Origin of the sequence: Aliinostoc sp. HNIBRCY26, assembly GCF_050235535.1 — a bacterium.
In the GTDB taxonomy this organism is placed as follows: domain Bacteria; phylum Cyanobacteriota; class Cyanobacteriia; order Cyanobacteriales; family Nostocaceae; genus Trichormus.
In genome coordinates this window covers 5739528-5755715 of sequence record NZ_CP189852.1, presented here as the reverse complement: position 1 = coordinate 5755715, position 16188 = coordinate 5739528, and the positions used below count along the sequence as shown (strand labels likewise).

Sequence of the window (16188 nt, the reverse complement as noted above, 5' to 3'; positions counted from 1 at the left end):
ATAATTTTTTTAACGTTGACAAGCCCCTTCAGGGCGGGAACAGGGAACAGAAGAAAAAAGTAGAACCGGATCTTGGTTTTAAGCCGGACTTACGTCCCGCTACGCTAACGCCCCTTGTGGGCGAAATCATCTTTGTATCGCAAGGTAGGTTGAACCCCCACAAGAAAGTGGGTGGCTTAGTTTTCCCTGTTGCCCGTTGCCTGTTCCCTATTCCCTTTCATAGCAACATTTCTGGAGCTAATTTGATCATAATTTGATTTGTATACGAAAACCCAAAAAAGAAGCTACATTCGATTTCAGTATATTTTTGAGAGAGGTAATTATGAAACGCTTACTATATATCATCCCCCTGATGATAATTAGCCTATTGACGTTCGTAGAATGCTAAAACCCAACCTAAAAAAATAAACCAGATTTTTATATCTGCTGAGGATCAGAGAAATCTTTCCTAGTTCTTGACTTTTATCCAATAATATGAAGCTAAGAACAAAGATGACAGTAATTAAAAGCTTCTCTGCATTCTAGATTAAATATGAATAATATATCCAATAAATCTTTAGCAGTAGACAATGAAAATCCGAAAAATTTATTTACTGCTGATCTAGTGCGTACTTATCTGCATGAAATTGGACGTATACCCTTGTTAAATCATGAGCAAGAAATTCATTTTGGTAAGCAAATTCAAAGAATGATGAATTTACTTGCTGCCAAAAAAAACCTCACTCTGCAATTAAAGCGTCCACCTACGCCAAAAGAATGGGCTGAAAACGTAAATCTTAGCGAAGAATTGCTAGTAAAACAACTCAAGCAAGGTCATCAAGCCAAGCAAAGAATGATTCAAGCTAATCTCAGACTTGTAGTATCTATTGCTAAGAGATATCAAAGACGTAATTTCGATTTTCTTGATTTAATTCAAGAAGGAAGTTTGGGTTTGGAGCGAGGAGTTGAAAAATTTGACCCTAGCAGGGGGTATAAGTTTTCTACTTATGCTTATTGGTGGATTCGTCAGGCAATTACAAGAGCGATCGCTGAAAAAGGGCGAACTATTCGCTTACCTATCCATATTACAGAAAAACTGAATAAAATCAAGCGTACCCAACGCGAATTAGCTCAAGATTTAGGCCGTACTCCCACAGCATTTGATATTGCTGAAAAACTATCTTTAGAACCAAAACAAGTTCGAGAGTATTTAGCTTTAGCACGTCAACCTATTTCTTTAGAATTGCAAGTTGGCTTAGAAAAAGAAACAGAATTACAAAATATGTTGGAAGATGATGGCATTTCTCCCGAACTGTACACCGAACAAAAGTTGCTCCAACAAAATATTCAAAAGTTACTGTCAAAATTAACCAACCAGCAGCGAGAAATATTAACTTTACGTTTTGGTCTAGCAGATGGCAATGAAATTTCTTTAGCAGAAATTGGTCAACGCATGGGTATTAGTCGAGAACGAGTCCGACAAATAGAATCACAAGCTTTGTGTAGTTTAAGAAGGTATAAAAAACAGGTACATAGTCATTTTGTAAGTTGATGATATGGTCATAAAATGTCTGTACTAAGTTGCTAGTAGATTTGTTTAAAATTTATAGTAATTCAGTGCAAGCATTCAAAAGTTGCTATTGAGATTTTCAATCAGCAACTTTTATTTTTTATAATGAACAAATTACATACCAAGCATAAATCTGGTATTCTTCAGCAATAAAAACCAAGGAAATTATAGATGCAGTTACGATGGTCAAATATTTTATTAGCAAGTATAGCTGTAATGACTACCTTGTTAGCAACTAGCTATTGGTATGTGTTCATTGCGGGTGTGCCACAACTTGATCCTCCGCAGGTAGAAAAAAATACAGGATTGTCCTTTGAATTAAAAACTTTCAACAGCCAGGCAATGGGAGAAGTGCGACAATATGGCTTAATTCTCCCTCCCGATTATGCCAAGAACCTAAACAAACGCTATCCAGTCATTTTTCTACTCCACGGGGGACATGGCGATGCTCGTGCCTATCAGGATAAAGCCGCCGTCACCTCCGTGCTACATGACCTTTACAAAAGCGGCAAATTGCCTTACTCAATAGTTATTACCCCAGATGGCAACGACAAGCGCGGCACAAGTTCGTTTTGGGATTCAGATTACTATGATGGCCCCAATGGTAAAGTTGGCACTTTAATTGGTTCAGAGTTAGTCCAAATTATAAAATTTCGCTATCGGACGTTGAATGAAGCGCAGTTTTGGGCAATGGGAGGACAGTCAAGCGGTGGTTGGGGAGCTTTCAATATTGGTTTACGCCACCTGAATAACTTTAATATTTTCTTTAGTTCTAGTGGCTACTTTATTGATAAAAGCAGTAGGGAAAATAGCCCCCAAAATTTTATCGCAACCATACCATTGACTGAACGTAAACGTATTAGAGCATATTTGGATGCTGGAGAGCAAGATAAAGAATTTCTCACGTCAACTCGGCAGTTTCATCAAATTCTAGATAAGTTAGGAATTGCTAATGAATACCATGCTTTTCCAGGTGGTCATGGTATTGTGGGAGCAGATGTTGGCTGGAACTACTGGCACAAACATCTAGCAGACCAACTTATTTACGTAGGCAAGCAATTTAAGCAAGCCTCAATGCAGAAGCATTAATCAATCTGCTGAATATTTTATTCCCTAAACAGCTAAATTAGTTTTCTTTTTTCGGTGTATTACACGGAGAGCTAAAAAATCGTCTCCGTGTAATACACCAAAAATGCGCCGTTTTTATGTTAGAGGGTGTTTGAAAAGTCGAAAAGTATACTAGAAACCCCTCTCCAAACCTCTCCCCGAAACGGAGAGAGGCTTTGAAACCCCCATTCCCTACAAGGGAATGGGGGCTAGGGGGGTTAGGTTGTTAAGATTTTTGTGTTAGGAATGATACTTTTCAAACATCCTCTTAAGCAATATTTCGCCAACGGTATCAGCGAAGCTACCAAGTAGGGTATGCAAGATATATCCTTCTACAGATTGACGATTTTTTTAGCGAGCTTGTTTAGAAATAAAAATAGGAATTCGATGTAATTTTCGAGGCTAAATTTTGGTTCAGAAGATAATTAGCCTTCTTGAACAAGCAAAATAATTTTACATTTCATACCATTTCACGAAAAATCTGATACAGATTTAAACCTTGAAAATCTTGCTGCATCTAGGTTTTTTAATTGCGTTAGCGTAGCGGGACGTTAGTCCATTGCGTTAGCGGAGCAGGGCGAGAGCATCGTTGCGAATTGGTATCAACTTGTGAATTGGTATAACTTTATCTGCAAAATTATACCAAAAAATATTGAGATAAAAAGGTTTAAAAAATGCAATACACCACAGTCAAGCAACATCCTCAACTTGGTCAAGAAGTGCTACCAGGGTGTGATATGAAACAAGTTACCACCAAACAAGTAGGTGAATTGAAAAATGCACTTTGGGAAAATGGCGTAATTGTGATTAGAAATCAACATCTAACTGCATCAGATTTAAAGAAATTCGCTGACCAAACTTTTGGAGAGTCTAGCTTTAATTATCCAGCTAAATCTCTAAATCCAAAAATTGATGCAAATTTACAAAGTTCGGGTGTAGCTATTTTAGGAAATCCTGTTGAGGATAATCAGGAAATTATAGGTAAGTTTGCTTGGCAATGGCATCATGACAAAGATTTACTACCCACAACAGAGGGTTTAGCAATGAATGCTTTGTATGTGGTGATGCTTTATGGGGTGCAAATACCTCCTGTCGGGGTTGATGGTCAGCCCCACACCACGGAATTTATCAATATGATAGAAGCTTACAATAATCTCGATTCTGACCATCAGCAACAGTTAGAGCAAATGTCTATGTATCATTTGCCGCCTAGAAGTTATCAGCCAGGCGAGGATGTACCAATGAAAATACATCCCATTGTTTCCACTCATCAGGTAACAGGAAAAAAGGGATTATATCTTGGCTCAGATACATCAATTGTTGTGGGAATGGAGAAGCAATTGGATTTAGCAAAACAATTTTGGCAGGAGTTATTTCAGACTGTTCTGGAACACACGCCGGTTTATGCTCATGTTTGGCAACCAGGGGATCTTGTGCTTTGGGACAACTCTCAAGTGATGCACGCAGGTATTCCCTACGATGCTAGTAAGTATAAACGTATCGCTTTGCGTGTAGGAGTGATAGATAATACCCCTAAATCTTGACTGGTACTCCAATAAATGGAGCGATCGCACGCACAAATTCAGTAGTAGACTCATAGGGTAAAACGTTTCTCCCTGGTATTTTTACCCCAGTCCCTTGCTGTAAACAAGCAAGATAATTGGCTAGAGTAACATCCGGTGTCTCACCTTTTCCTTCCTGACTCATACTGGAAGCTGATTCTCCTAAAACTACTAGAGTAGGTTTTTGGATAGCAGCAATCAAGCTACTATAATCCTGTTTCCAAAATCCAGCTAAAAAGGAAAAGACAGCGTAGCGAGTAGCCATATTGGCTGCATCTGCGGTGAGAGTATTTAACCATTCCTCGTCAACTGTATCAGCTACAGCAAATAATCGTCGGGTAGAAAAGGACTGTAAAAATTCGGGAGTACGTGCATACCGATAAAAAGCATTTCCCAGAGGCGAATCAAATAAATTCCAAAAAAACTTTTGTCTCCAGGCTGAATATTGATTAGTAATTACAGTCCAAGTCGGGGGACTAGTAAATATTAAACCAGCAATTAAATTTGATTCTAGTTGTACCAATTCTAATGCTACTGCTAGTAAAGCACCTTGCACTATGACAATTACAGGCTTTTGGATGATATTTTGTAAGAAATATTGTAACTGTTCTGCCCAATCTTTAGGCGTGTAAGCCACATGAGGTTTATCTCCTCCGCCGCAGCCTAATAAATCGGGGTTGTAAATTATATTAGAATAGCCTTGATTAAAAGATTCATCGATAAAGCGTTGCCAAAACTTCCCTGATAAACCTACACCAATGGGATGAATTAATAATAAAGGTGTACCTTCAGCTTGGTAATTATCTGGTTGATGTAATGTGTATGCACATTGATAGTTTTGCCATTTGTAAAACTGGGTGGGTGGAGATGCTTGCATAATTCCCAGAATTTTGTATTTACTAAAAAATGATTTGGGGATGGATTAACTGATAGCCTGCGGCTTTAATTTTTTGGTTAGAGACTCTAGCATTATATAGGCGATCGCTCTTAACTGAACTATCCCAAGATATTAAGGGTAAATTATATTTCGATAAGAGTGTATCTAGTAGCTCTTTATTAGTTATATTGGCATCATTCAGCAAATTAAAAACACCTTGTAATTGCTGATTTCTGACAAATTCTATAGCTGAGACAATATCATCTAAATGAATCCAGTTAGCAATTTCACCACCACTACCAGCACGAGTTTTACCAGCAAAGCGACTAAAGATTTTGATTAGTTCCCTACCATCACCATAAATCCCTGCTAGGCGCAAGATACAAACGCGCAACTTGTCACTAGCAGCTTGCAGTAAGGCTTCTTCCGTCGCTTGCAAAATTTCGCCCTTAGATGTGGTAGGTTGGGGGGGTGTGTCTTCATCTACCCATTCACCATTGCGATCGCCGTAAATAGAGAAGGTACTTGTATATATTAATTGTTTGACAGTAGAATTTTGCTGAAGCACAGTCACTAAATTCTGTGCAGTATTTAAATAACTTTCTTGATACCTAAGTCCTCCTTTGGCAGCAACAGTTAATAACACAACATCCTGATTTTCTGTAGCTAATTTTAAACCCTCTAAATCATCACCTGTGGTAACAATCACTTTGTCAGCAACAGATTCTAATGATGACACACGCTCAGGTGTAGTTGTGGTGACAGTAATATTAAAAGATGAATTTTGCCGCCAATATTTAGCGACAGCACAACCAACATAGCCGCACCCGATAATTACAATGTTCATAGAAATCAAGCAAGCGATAAAAACAAAAGAGTAATGAGTAATGAGTAATGAGTAATGACTGTTGACTATTGACTATTGACTATTGACTATTAACTACTTATGCACCTCACCATCAGGCATAATCGCACCAGCTAAGTTTGCACCAATTAATTTTACCAGCAGGCGATCGCCTGAACGAATTCTTGCGCCGGTTAAGTCAGCACCCCGCAAATCCGCACCACTCAAATCCGCACCAATTAAGTTAGCAGCACGTAAGTTAGCTTCTCTTAAGTCAGCTAAGAGTAAATTAGCTCTAAATAAATTAGCTTCTGATAAATTTGCACCTCTCAAGATAACTTTGTGCATGAAAGTATCACTCAAATCTGCACCACTCAAGTTAGCATAACTAAGATTTCTACCAGATAAATCTTTATTACTTAAATTAGCTTGGCTGAAATCTTTACCACTTAAATCAGGATTTTGTTTTGGTGGCTGATAGTGATCTGTGGATGTGTTTTGAGGTTGAGTTCTGGGTGACTGATAGTAATCTGTGGATGTGTTTTGAGGTTGAGTTCTGGGTGACTGATAGTAATCTGTGGATGTTTTTTGAGGTTGAGTTCTGGGTGGCTGATAAATATGTTGATGCTTACCGTTTAAAGAGCGCAATCTTTCCCGCGCTTCATTAATAGCTTTGAGTTTATCTTGGGCTTTTTGTTGTAAGCGGAGATTATCTTTAGGTAATCGATCTGGATGCCAGACAAACACCAAATCTTTATAAGCCTGGTTAACTTCCTCAATCGTCGCCCCAGGTTCTAATTCTAATACCCTATAGTACCGCTCCAACTCGTTCATAATATGTTTTAATGGAGAATCAACTTGAAGTAAGAAAAATATAGCCCTCCATATTTTTAAATAGGATGGGGCTGTTTCGGAGTTACTATTTACACAGTTTGATTCTACGGTAAACAGTTAATATTCTGACATTATATAAGCCTATCGCAGCTAGCTAAGTCTATCAATAACTTTTTATACGAAACTTCAGCCTGTTGCACTAGTCTGGCTTGCTCATTATCTTTCCATTTGCCTATTTCTCCATCTATTCAAGGCTTGTACATATGCAGATATTGGTATTTGATAAATTTCTATAAAAAGCCAAATAATAATTGATAAATGTAACAAAAAAGTTAATATTGTCCAAGTGTACGGCAACCAACTAATGATGTCATGAGGATGGGGAGGAAAATAATAAGCAACCATACCAATTAGGGAAGTTGGCAAAACTACAAAACTAATAGCAGCCAAACCATAACCCCAGCCTAATTCCACGCCTTCTAACTGAACTTCTGACCAACTAAAACCATTCCATCTCCAAATTAAAGGAGGTTGTCGAGAAGGCATTTTTATTTGTTGTTGTTCCACATTGATAGTAAAAATCTCATGGCAAAAGTCACACCCCATTGCTTCCATCAGTGGTATATGAGAAATCTTGCCTACTCTACAGACTGGACAGGGGTAAACCTCGTGAGGATCAAAATTGGTGGTGAAGATTTTAGACCTGGGCATAATTGAAATTTGAACTAGTTTGTGCTTAACAGTTGATTTAGATAGACGCACAATTTTGGTGTATGAAGCTTTTTTCGTCTAGTTTGGCAATAGAAATCATAGGCAATATCCTAAAAATAGAATTTATATGATTTGACTGTGGAGCGAAAGATAAATAACTTAAATTTTGCAGATGACAGAAAATGTAGTGTTTGGATTTGGTAATTGGCTGGTGATAATTACCTATGACCAGTTTGCTCATGAGTTTATCACCTGTTTTGGGGTATTTACTGGCCTTGACGCTACCAAACCCTTCTGTTATGTTTATCTTTAATATAGTCTTACATTAATCTATTTAGCTTACCACCTCAAAAATGTTCAGCAGCAATCGTTACTTTTATTTTTGGTACAAGGCGGTTCACCGGCGGTGAATTAGTTTCCTAATGGAAACCGCCCGGTGAACCGCAGAGCGAACTCTGCGGTTTTTGTTTTTTAAGGAGAAAATTTCGTCATGATGTCCTATTCCAGCAACTGGTTTTATAGCTTTTATTTCTGGCCTAGACCAAGTTCCGGGTAAATAGCGTCATGTCGATAAATCATACGCGCCCGGAACTCTGAAGGTTCTGGGCTTTTTTTTTGAAAGTAGACAAGGGGGACAAGGGGGACAAGGTAGACAAGGTAGACAAGGTAGGATTTTCCCAATCCCCAATCCCCAGTCCCCAATCCCCAATCCCCAATCCCCAAATTTATTAGGAGAGTAAAATCATGATTAACGCCAAACTTGTTGCACAATCTCACGCCAATCACCAAACCATCGTCAAACTTTCTGAAACCGTTGCTTTCGGTGGGGAAGAATTGATCATAATTGGTGGCCCTTGTACAGTGGAAAGCTTGGAACAAATGGAAACAGTCGCCGAAAATATAGGGGCTGCACCTGTACAAGCTTTGCGCGGTGGGGTTTTCAAACCCCGGACTTCTCCCTACGCTTTCCAGGGAATGGGAGAGGAAGGATTGGCAGTTTTAGCTGAAGTGCGATCGCGCTACAATATCCCCGTTGTTACAGAAGTGATGGCGATTTCTCAAATCGAAGTCGTCGCCGCCCATGCTGATATGCTACAAGTCGGTAGCCGCAATATGCAAAACTTCGACTTGCTCAAAGCTTTAGGACAAGCAGGTAAACCGATATTACTCAAACGCGGTTTAGCAGCAACTATCGAAGAATTTGTGATGGCGGCGGAGTATATTGTTAGCCACGGAAATCCTGATGTGGTGTTGTGTGAACGCGGTATCCGCAGTTTCGATACTTACACCCGTAATGTTTTAGATTTAGCTGCTGTAGCCGCCCTCAAGCAAATTACTCATTTACCCGTGATTGTAGATCCTTCCCATGCCGTCGGTAAACGGGAGTTAGTCGCGCCTGTCGCTAAAGCTGCTGTCGCTTGTGGTGCAGATGGCTTAATTATTGAATGTCATCCAGAACCAGAAAAATCCGTATCTGATGCGCGTCAAGCTTTATCTTTGGAAGATATGGTGAATTTAGTTGCTAGTTTAAAGCCCGTAGCCGCAGCTGTCGGACGGAAAATATCAAACACAAACGGGGTAGGCTTACAACCTACCCCTATTTGTCGTGCAGCATAATGGTTTGTAGTGAGGGCTTCAGCCCTCATGCAAAACATAGAGATTGCACTGCTAAATCTTTCAAAGTAATAGTAAAACTACGCTGTTCTTTCGTAGCGATAAAAGCAACTATCGCCTCACAAGTCACAGCCACAGTTAACATTACCAAATTCCGCGCCAATGGATAATCACACACATCATCATGAACATCAGAAGGAACACGATAAACCTCATTCCAAATTACTTCTGCATAATCAGCTGATAACCCAGCATGAATACAAGGAACTTGGAATTGATCAGCATAATCTTTCACCGCCTGACGCGCGATGCTATTATCAAATACATCAATAATTAACTGGCTATCTTTAAGTAATTGAGACGTATTTTCTGATGTCAATTCCTTAGTTTTGGCATCAATTTTAGTCCCAATCGCTCGATATAAATTATTTGCCAAAATTTTCGCCTTGAACGCACCGACATCACCACGGTAGTAAGGCTGAGTAGAAAGGTTGCGTTCTTCAATGCGATCGCAATCTATCACCGTTAGTTTATCAAAACCAGACCGAGCCAGATTTTCTGCAATATTAGCTCCTAATGCACCCGCACCACAAATAGTTACAGGATAATTTTTCAACTTTGCCATTACAGCATGACTACGGTAAAGCTGTTCGTGAAAAAATATACTCATTTTCCTCAATACTCCCGTTCTTCCATCACAGCAACTAAAGATTGCAAATCAAAATCGCGATCGCGTCCACTCAAGCAAATCCCAGAACTCATCACAGTCAAGTCAGATTTGGCGATCGCGCTACTGTGACGCACACCATCAGCCGTAGTCCAATCAACTGTCCAATAATCACCGCGATCGTTAAATTGTTGTAATTCACCACCACCCATCTGTAATGCTTTTCGCAATCGCTTTTCATCCTGTTGGGGTTGATAGAAACCTTCAACACGTTGAGTTGCTAATTCATATACAGTGCGGATTTCTGGTGTCATCCCTTTAAACTGCAATTCATCCACAGGAATTAGTTGCTTGATAGCAGATTGCAAAATTTCACTAACAACCGGATCAGCACGGCGATCAATATCTTCAAACCAGCATGATTCACCATGCCAACGGGCTATGATTGGCTCAAAGATATTACCTTCAGTCACTAAATGGACTGCTATGGGTTTCACCATTTTCCACCGTTGACGCATATCTGCTTCATTTACGGGATAGGCTAACCAAGTTTGTTTTTGTAGTTGGTGCGCTAATATCAGGCGAATTTGGGGAAAATGCTCTAAATATTCTGCTATTTGGGGTAAATCTGCTGTTTCTATAACCTTGGCTGTTTTTTCGTCCACAGGTTGAAAAATACCCCAACCTTCAAATTTACTAGGCTTTGGTGTAAAGGTGTAAATCATTCCAGCTACCCGTGTACGGACTTTTCCACCTTTGACACAAGGCGCGAGAAATTGAGTAGTTTGCAAATTGCTTTGAGCGATCGCAATTTGATTAATTAGCTGACGAATATCAGTCATAACTGAGCTTTTTTCAGGATAATTACAGAAGCTTTATATCAGTTTTAGGTATATAAAAAAACATAAAGGTATTTGATAGCAATTAAACAAATATTTCCCAAAGGTAAAACAATGCTTTTTCGTTTTGCATATATCGGACTATGCTTGTTATCGATTGCGTTATCTTTTTATGCGAAAAATCAACTAGAGAGATTTTTACAAACAAATACAGCAATTACAAATGAAACATCTCTTGGAGATTATAAAAACTTAGCGCGTGTTGCTATGTATATAGTTCTGACTCAAATGCTTTTATTATTTTGTGCATTTGGTAGTTGTGTATTTTCTATTTTCCAACAAGGCTTTAAAGGCGCATTTTCATTATTCCTTTTAGGTTTTGCTGTTGCATTTGCAGGACAAGTAGGAGAATTAGAGGAAAAATCACGTAATCTAACTTGTGCTACCGAAGAATTAGAAAATCAATACAAACAAATTACTCATACTTGGCGCAAAAAAGCTCTCCCTGATTTTTAGGTTTCATTAAGTAATTCATCAGGATATTTTTTAAGCTGTAAAAGGTAAAATATGACTTCAGAAATACAAGAGTTATCAGATGCTCGAAAAAAAATAAAAGCTGCTTATCGGGCAGTTTACGCAATTGGATTTTTGAATGTTTTTGTAAGTATATTAATTTTTCTTCTTGGTAGTCGATTACCTGATTATTTATTAGTGGCAACTATCTCATTAATTGCTGGTGTACTCTATCTGGCTTTAGGATTTTTTGTCCAACGTAAATCAAAAATCGCATTAGGCATAGCAATTGGGTTGATGGTACTGAATGTAATGGGTAATATTCCAGTTATTATGCAAACAGGCAACATATTTATTTTGACAATTCCCATGATATTTTTCAGTCAGACAATAGGAGGCTTTAACGCCATACAAGTATTAAATTCAAAACTGGCAGATTAACTTCCTTGATTGTTAGATTTTATATCCTCTACTTCTTAAGAGAAGTGGGGGATATTAGCTTTTATCAATAATTGAAGATGGTTATATAATCCTGCGTGTAAGTTAGTGGAGCATTGCGCGTTCTCAGTTACTAGAGGGACTCCACTGGTGAGTTGTTAAACACTCTTTCAAGGATGGCTACTTCTAAGCCCACCTCCCAGATTCTTCGTACTCCCCGTTCTCACACGCCACTGATTGACAGTGTTACTTTTCCTCTCGTACTAGTATGTAGGCTCACACCAGTCGGGACACGCAGAATATAATACACATACTACAATAAAAATTGATTATTGTCCAGATCACAAGATCAGAAATGATGTATCAAAAAGCAATAATATATTTTAAAACAACCAATATCACATAACATTTCGATGGCAGAATATGACAATTTGTGTAAAATCCTGGCGGAAAATTACCCCCTTGATTTTGCACGTTGGTTATTAAATCAAGAACCGCAAACAATTGAAATCTTAAAGACTGAATTGAGCATCGAACCTATACGTGCTGACTCACTCATATTTCTAAAAACAGAAAATCGCATCTTACATATAGAATTTCAAACTAGCACCAAATCAAAAACCCCCATCGGGTTGAGAATGCTAGATTATTATGTGAGACTGACACGTACATATCAGCTTCCAGTTACACAAGTAGTAATTTTTCTGCAAGAAACAAACGACGAAATTGCCTTTACTGAGGAATATGTTAGCGAAGTTACAACTCATCGCTATCGAGTCATCCGAATGTGGGAGCAAGATCCAGCCTTATTTCTGAACAATCCGGCGTTATTACCTTTCGCACCGCTAACAAGAACAGATTCACCCGAAACCTTATTATCCCAGGTTGCCCAAGAAATTGCTAAAATTCCAGATATCGAGACTAGACAAAATACTACGGCTTACACTGAAATTTTAGCTGGTTTAAAGTTTGAACGAAATTTGATTTTGCAATTATTACGAGAGGAAACTATGCAAGAATCAGTGATTTATCAATATATTCTGGAGAAAGGCGAACAACGCGGCGAACAACGAGGAAAACAGCAAGAAGCATTCAACTATACATTACGCCTTTTAAGTAAACGTTTTGGTAAGATAGATTCATTAATAACTGAACGTCTCCAAGTATTATCTCTTGAGCAATTGGAAAGCTTAGGAGAAGCACTTTTATACTTTTCAAATGCGTCTGATTTAGTTGCTTGGTTTGAGCAAAATACAAACAGTTAAAAAAAGAGCATTGCTCATCATTTTTACTGACAAGCAATGCCAAATTATAACCCTACTTATCATCACGCACAGGCAAAGGTATCTCCATAATCTCCATCAGCAAATCTAGGCGAGAGGGACGCGTCAAGAGTGGAACAAGGTTAGGTAAGCTGTAGTAGTCTCCAGCAAAGGTGAAAGTTTCTACAGGTGCTTGCTGTTCCTTGAGTTGAGTTTCTATCCAGTTGTAATAACTACCCACACGGACAATTACCACATTAGGCATTACCCCCAATTCTCGGCAGTAATTCTTGTATACTTCACCGAAGTAAGGTCTAGCATTTTCACCTTCATCAGTCACTAGAATAATCTGGTCAACTACCTGCTTTTTCTGGCGCATGATTTCTAATGCACAACCGATACTAGTGCTACCACCTGCTCTAATATGTTGGAAAGCACGTTCCCAATCGGTCAACTCTTTACCCTGTGCAGTAATAGCGTAAGGAATAGTATCAAAAGCATAAACAAACAATTCTGCTTGAGTGATACCAGAGATGAGTGCAGCAAGTTGCTTACCGATCGCGATCGCATTATCCATAGAACCAGATTTATCCACCAGTAAGGCGGTTGGACGGGAAATTGTTCCCCGGCGTTTTACCTGTTCGTTGGTGACTTTCTCCAATTTAGCCACGGTGTCTGCATCAAAATCGGCTGTATCTGCGGCTACTTGGGCTTTAAATGCGGCTACTCGTCCACTTTTGGATGCTAAATCTAGCTTGGAGTCAATCAACTTTTTCACCTCTGGATGATCCATTGCACCTCTATCTTTTAAAGATTTGAGGTTATTGATCACTTCCTGCGGTGTCATACTGTTGATTAACGCTACCAAGACAACTGGTGTAAGTTGCTTGATTGCACCGATCGCGATCGCATAGGGAAGATTAAATTCTACAATCAGCCTTGCTTGTTCTGCGGCGTTTTCTGCCTTAGCTAACTGCTTCAACACATTCGCTAAAGAACCCTCTGGCGGAGTGTTGCGGAACAAAATAGCATTTGCGCGTTCGCTAGGTTTGATGTGTAGCGAAGCATACAGATGCTTCATCGCCTGACGACCACGCAAAGCCGCGCGATCGAACAAAGCCGGATTACTTTCCCTTGTCTTTAAGTAACGCTGTACCGCAGTGCGCGCCGAACGTGGCATTTTATTGCGTTGTTGTTTCATGAAATCAACCACACGCGCCACCTGATAAGGCGGAAACTCTTGCAGCATCACAAATCCCGCATCTCGGTGTGCAGTCAAATTGCTAGTTAACAAATGTGCAATGAACACTTCCTTATGGTCACGAACATCACCATAATTTTGATACCAAACAGCTAAATGTCCGTAGAAAATAGGGTCAAGTTCAACTATTAACTGATGTATCTCTGCAACCTGCTCAAGTTTGCGGTGAGGAGTTGTCAGCAAACTATTGAGCATTTCCAAGCGCAAATCACGTTCTGCGGTATTCATAAAACCCTCTTGTAGTATGTGAGGGGCAGATGTTGCACGCGGGGTAATACCAATTCAAAATTCAAAATTCAAAATTAAGAAATCCACATTTTGTAAGGATTTCTAGATTTGGATCTGTTTCATGATTTTAGTGCATTGGTATAATCAAGTCACCGCGCAAGTTGTAGAAGCATGGCGTTTAACTTTTTCAGAGTTATGTAAGCTTCTGCGATTTGGGCGCGGCAACAACTGCCGATAAAATGGTTATTTGAGAGATGCGATCGCTCCTGTTTCCTCTAGCTGCTGCTTGAGATTTACAGCCGCTTCTTGGTTAAGTCCTGACTGAACCACTTGAGGAAGGGAGTCCACAAAGTCTTTTGCTTCTTTGAGTCCCAGTCCGGTGATTGTGCGAATGACTTTGAGTAAAGCAATCTTTTTGTCGGCTGGAACTGACAGCAACACAACATCAAACTCAGTCTGAATTTCTGCTTTTCCCTCATCCTCATTGCGTTTATCAATCCGAACTAATTGCGGTTTGGAAGCATCAACATTGAAGGTTGCTTCAATCTGTTTGACTAATTGAGCAGTTTCATTAAGAGTTAAAGATTTAATTTGTTCTAAAATGTCTACAGTTTTCACAGACATAGCAACCTCCAATGAGTGGCTATTAAATATAGAGGATTGGTAATAGGCAGGTGAGATTTAAAAGAGATAGGATGCTCGATTTTTTCCCCCTTCCCTAGTAGGGAAGGGGGTTAGGTTTCACCCACATCATAGGAAAAATCAGACTTCGTACAAGTTGAAAAAGCTGTTGATTCATACACAGGATTTGAACCTGTAATCACTCGCTTTCAAGTCAAGTGCCTTTTCCAATTAGGCTAGTATGTAAGCTCTTTCGGTTAGGGTACGAAGTGAAAACTTCACTTTTGAGAAATTTGATTTAAAATTAATCGAATTTCCTTTTTATTACACTGCTTTTTCTTGACAGCATAAATGCAGCGACCTTGATGAAATGTAGCGTGGGAAATAGGAATGCAACCTTTAAGAACATCTTCCACGCACTGAGTTGGCGTTTTAGGAACATCCTCAAAAGTAATTAAATACCAAATCTCATTGATTTTGTGGTATCGATGATAATCATCGATGATGATCACATCAATTTCTTCCTGCTGTCGTTTTTGAGGTTTATTCTCGACTGCACAAAGAATTCCTGTTTCGGGATGGACATAGAAACGCTGGCGGTAAGACCAATCTAAGGAAATCTGATAACCTCTGTTAATAAGTGTTCCATAAAAATGACCATCAACAATTTCTACATGGGTTACAACGTAATCCCATAAATGACCGATAACGTGTTGTCCTGCCATTGTCTTGTGATCTAATTTTTGGCAGAGTTCACTGTAAACGTCATTCCAAGGTTGTCCAACTTTAGAACGTAAAAATCGGCGCAGAGGGCCAAGGTGATCTGAAAGATATTTGGATTTATTTCTAGGTTTAATCAGGTAAGGATTAAATAATCCATCCTCAGTTGCTTCTTCAGTAATTCTCTGTAATTCTTTTTTAAACCCCGTCAACTTCTTGAGGCTAATTTTCATCCCACTCCGGGGACGTTCAATCACAATTTCGCTCAAACGATGTTCGCTCATAACTTATGTTGTTTAAAAATAGATGTACAAATTGAGTTTTTAAGCTACATAAGTTCGCAGACATCATTGAATTTACCTCCATATATGTGATTGATTTCAGGTTAGGTATGAATACAATTTAAGTAATTGGAATTCCGCACAAGTTAGCAAAGCAGTTTTCACAATCGCCTTTACCATTTTGGCTACACTCCCACTAAAGGGAGTGACAGGAATCGTAGGCTTTGCCTTCCCGCAGGGTACCTGCATTCCGTTGCCGG

The 16188-nt window shown here is 39.1% G+C and carries 16 protein-coding genes and 1 tRNA gene; 7 read left to right on the top strand and 10 right to left on the bottom strand.

What is annotated here, in order from left to right:
* The first annotated feature begins 532 nt into the window (after positions 1 to 532).
* The 3 genes from ACQFX9_RS24365 to ACQFX9_RS24355 all read left to right on the top strand — a co-directional run bounded on the left by ACQFX9_RS24365 (position 533) and on the right by ACQFX9_RS24355 (position 4200).
* Positions 533 to 1531, top strand: a complete 999-nt coding sequence (locus ACQFX9_RS24365; RefSeq protein ID WP_427159166.1) for an RNA polymerase sigma factor, RpoD/SigA family — start codon at positions 533 to 535, stop codon at positions 1529 to 1531.
* A 189-nt stretch (positions 1532 to 1720) separates the two neighbouring features.
* The gene (locus tag ACQFX9_RS24360; RefSeq protein WP_427159165.1) at positions 1721 to 2638 is read left to right on the top strand and encodes an alpha/beta hydrolase; all 918 of its coding nucleotides are present in this window, start codon (positions 1721 to 1723) and stop codon (positions 2636 to 2638) included.
* 692 nt (positions 2639 to 3330) lie between these two features.
* Complete coding sequence (locus tag ACQFX9_RS24355; RefSeq protein WP_427159164.1) at positions 3331 to 4200, top strand: TauD/TfdA dioxygenase family protein; 870 nt, start codon at positions 3331 to 3333, stop codon at positions 4198 to 4200.
* On the opposite strand, the gene ACQFX9_RS24350 is transcribed toward ACQFX9_RS24355, so the two are convergent.
* The 4 genes from ACQFX9_RS24350 to ACQFX9_RS24335 all read right to left on the bottom strand — a co-directional run bounded on the left by ACQFX9_RS24350 (position 4190) and on the right by ACQFX9_RS24335 (position 7484).
* Positions 4190 to 5095: an alpha/beta fold hydrolase gene (locus ACQFX9_RS24350; RefSeq protein ID WP_427159163.1), complete on the bottom strand. Its 906-nt coding sequence runs from the start codon at positions 5093 to 5095 to the stop codon at positions 4190 to 4192. The genes ACQFX9_RS24355 and ACQFX9_RS24350 overlap by 11 nt on opposite strands.
* A gap of 22 nt (positions 5096 to 5117) precedes the next feature.
* Positions 5118 to 5942 (bottom strand): SDR family oxidoreductase, encoded by an 825-nt coding sequence (locus ACQFX9_RS24345; RefSeq protein WP_427159162.1) that lies wholly within the window; start codon positions 5940 to 5942, stop codon positions 5118 to 5120.
* A gap of 93 nt (positions 5943 to 6035) precedes the next feature.
* Positions 6036 to 6773, bottom strand: a complete 738-nt coding sequence (locus ACQFX9_RS24340; RefSeq protein WP_427159161.1) for a pentapeptide repeat-containing protein — start codon at positions 6771 to 6773, stop codon at positions 6036 to 6038.
* A 216-nt stretch (positions 6774 to 6989) separates the two neighbouring features.
* Positions 6990 to 7484, bottom strand: coding sequence for a hypothetical protein (locus ACQFX9_RS24335; RefSeq protein WP_427159160.1), 495 nt, complete (start codon positions 7482 to 7484; stop codon positions 6990 to 6992).
* A 744-nt stretch (positions 7485 to 8228) separates the two neighbouring features.
* On the opposite strand from ACQFX9_RS24335, the gene aroF reads away from it, so the two are divergent.
* Positions 8229 to 9101, top strand: coding sequence for a 3-deoxy-7-phosphoheptulonate synthase (gene aroF, locus ACQFX9_RS24330; protein WP_427159159.1), 873 nt, complete (start codon positions 8229 to 8231; stop codon positions 9099 to 9101).
* Positions 9102 to 9126: 25 nt separating this feature from the next.
* On the opposite strand, the gene ACQFX9_RS24325 is transcribed toward aroF, so the two are convergent.
* Both ACQFX9_RS24325 and ACQFX9_RS24320 read right to left on the bottom strand, forming a co-directional pair.
* On the bottom strand, positions 9127 to 9768 hold the full coding sequence (locus ACQFX9_RS24325) for a HesA/MoeB/ThiF family protein (RefSeq protein ID WP_427159158.1): 642 nt from the start codon (positions 9766 to 9768) through the stop codon (positions 9127 to 9129).
* A gap of 5 nt (positions 9769 to 9773) precedes the next feature.
* Positions 9774 to 10607 (bottom strand): hypothetical protein, encoded by an 834-nt coding sequence (locus tag ACQFX9_RS24320; RefSeq protein WP_427159157.1) that lies wholly within the window; start codon positions 10605 to 10607, stop codon positions 9774 to 9776.
* Between the two features lie 111 nt (positions 10608 to 10718).
* Here ACQFX9_RS24320 and ACQFX9_RS24315 point away from each other — a divergent pair, with 111 nt between their 5' ends.
* The 3 genes from ACQFX9_RS24315 to ACQFX9_RS24305 all read left to right on the top strand — a co-directional run bounded on the left by ACQFX9_RS24315 (position 10719) and on the right by ACQFX9_RS24305 (position 12820).
* The gene (locus ACQFX9_RS24315) at positions 10719 to 11120 is read left to right on the top strand and encodes a hypothetical protein (RefSeq protein WP_427159156.1); all 402 of its coding nucleotides are present in this window, start codon (positions 10719 to 10721) and stop codon (positions 11118 to 11120) included.
* A gap of 51 nt (positions 11121 to 11171) precedes the next feature.
* On the top strand, positions 11172 to 11558 hold the full coding sequence (locus ACQFX9_RS24310; RefSeq protein WP_427159155.1) for a hypothetical protein: 387 nt from the start codon (positions 11172 to 11174) through the stop codon (positions 11556 to 11558).
* A 410-nt stretch (positions 11559 to 11968) separates the two neighbouring features.
* Complete coding sequence (locus tag ACQFX9_RS24305) at positions 11969 to 12820, top strand: Rpn family recombination-promoting nuclease/putative transposase (protein WP_427159154.1); 852 nt, start codon at positions 11969 to 11971, stop codon at positions 12818 to 12820.
* Between the two features lie 52 nt (positions 12821 to 12872).
* Here the strand turns inward: ACQFX9_RS24305 and ACQFX9_RS24300 are convergent, their stop codons facing one another.
* The 4 genes from ACQFX9_RS24300 to ACQFX9_RS24285 all read right to left on the bottom strand — a co-directional run bounded on the left by ACQFX9_RS24300 (position 12873) and on the right by ACQFX9_RS24285 (position 15931).
* The gene (locus tag ACQFX9_RS24300) at positions 12873 to 14306 is read right to left on the bottom strand and encodes a vWA domain-containing protein (protein ID WP_427159153.1); all 1434 of its coding nucleotides are present in this window, start codon (positions 14304 to 14306) and stop codon (positions 12873 to 12875) included.
* Positions 14307 to 14549: 243 nt separating this feature from the next.
* Entirely contained in the window at positions 14550 to 14930 is a 381-nt protein-coding gene (rplL, locus tag ACQFX9_RS24295; RefSeq protein ID WP_427159152.1) for a 50S ribosomal protein L7/L12, read from the bottom strand.
* 172 nt (positions 14931 to 15102) lie between these two features.
* Positions 15103 to 15173: transfer RNA gene (locus tag ACQFX9_RS24290), tRNA-Ser, on the bottom strand.
* A gap of 32 nt (positions 15174 to 15205) precedes the next feature.
* Entirely contained in the window at positions 15206 to 15931 is a 726-nt protein-coding gene (locus tag ACQFX9_RS24285) for a hypothetical protein (protein ID WP_427159151.1), read from the bottom strand.
* Between the last annotated feature and the right edge of the window lie 257 nt (positions 15932 to 16188).

What these genes read in the sequence shown, in the direction of transcription:
- ACQFX9_RS24285 (WP_427159151.1), bottom strand. Translation starts at nt 15,931, where the DNA reads ATGAGCGAACATCGTTTGAGCGAAATTGTGATTGAACGTCCCCGGAGT.
- ACQFX9_RS24360 (WP_427159165.1), top strand. Translation starts at nt 1,721, where the DNA reads ATGCAGTTACGATGGTCAAATATTTTATTAGCAAGTATAGCTGTAATG.
- ACQFX9_RS24320 (WP_427159157.1), bottom strand. Translation starts at nt 10,607, where the DNA reads ATGACTGATATTCGTCAGCTAATTAATCAAATTGCGATCGCTCAAAGC.
- ACQFX9_RS24315 (WP_427159156.1), top strand. Translation starts at nt 10,719, where the DNA reads ATGCTTTTTCGTTTTGCATATATCGGACTATGCTTGTTATCGATTGCG.
- ACQFX9_RS24300 (WP_427159153.1), bottom strand. Translation starts at nt 14,306, where the DNA reads ATGAATACCGCAGAACGTGATTTGCGCTTGGAAATGCTCAATAGTTTG.
- ACQFX9_RS24310 (WP_427159155.1), top strand. Translation starts at nt 11,172, where the DNA reads ATGACTTCAGAAATACAAGAGTTATCAGATGCTCGAAAAAAAATAAAA.
- ACQFX9_RS24340 (WP_427159161.1), bottom strand. Translation starts at nt 6,773, where the DNA reads ATGAACGAGTTGGAGCGGTACTATAGGGTATTAGAATTAGAACCTGGG.
- ACQFX9_RS24355 (WP_427159164.1), top strand. Translation starts at nt 3,331, where the DNA reads ATGCAATACACCACAGTCAAGCAACATCCTCAACTTGGTCAAGAAGTG.
- ACQFX9_RS24345 (WP_427159162.1), bottom strand. Translation starts at nt 5,942, where the DNA reads ATGAACATTGTAATTATCGGGTGCGGCTATGTTGGTTGTGCTGTCGCT.
- ACQFX9_RS24305 (WP_427159154.1), top strand. Translation starts at nt 11,969, where the DNA reads ATGGCAGAATATGACAATTTGTGTAAAATCCTGGCGGAAAATTACCCC.
- ACQFX9_RS24350 (WP_427159163.1), bottom strand. Translation starts at nt 5,095, where the DNA reads ATGCAAGCATCTCCACCCACCCAGTTTTACAAATGGCAAAACTATCAA.
- aroF (WP_427159159.1), top strand. Translation starts at nt 8,229, where the DNA reads ATGATTAACGCCAAACTTGTTGCACAATCTCACGCCAATCACCAAACC.
- rplL (WP_427159152.1), bottom strand. Translation starts at nt 14,930, where the DNA reads ATGTCTGTGAAAACTGTAGACATTTTAGAACAAATTAAATCTTTAACT.
- ACQFX9_RS24325 (WP_427159158.1), bottom strand. Translation starts at nt 9,768, where the DNA reads ATGAGTATATTTTTTCACGAACAGCTTTACCGTAGTCATGCTGTAATG.
- ACQFX9_RS24335 (WP_427159160.1), bottom strand. Translation starts at nt 7,484, where the DNA reads ATGCCCAGGTCTAAAATCTTCACCACCAATTTTGATCCTCACGAGGTT.
- ACQFX9_RS24365 (WP_427159166.1), top strand. Translation starts at nt 533, where the DNA reads ATGAATAATATATCCAATAAATCTTTAGCAGTAGACAATGAAAATCCG.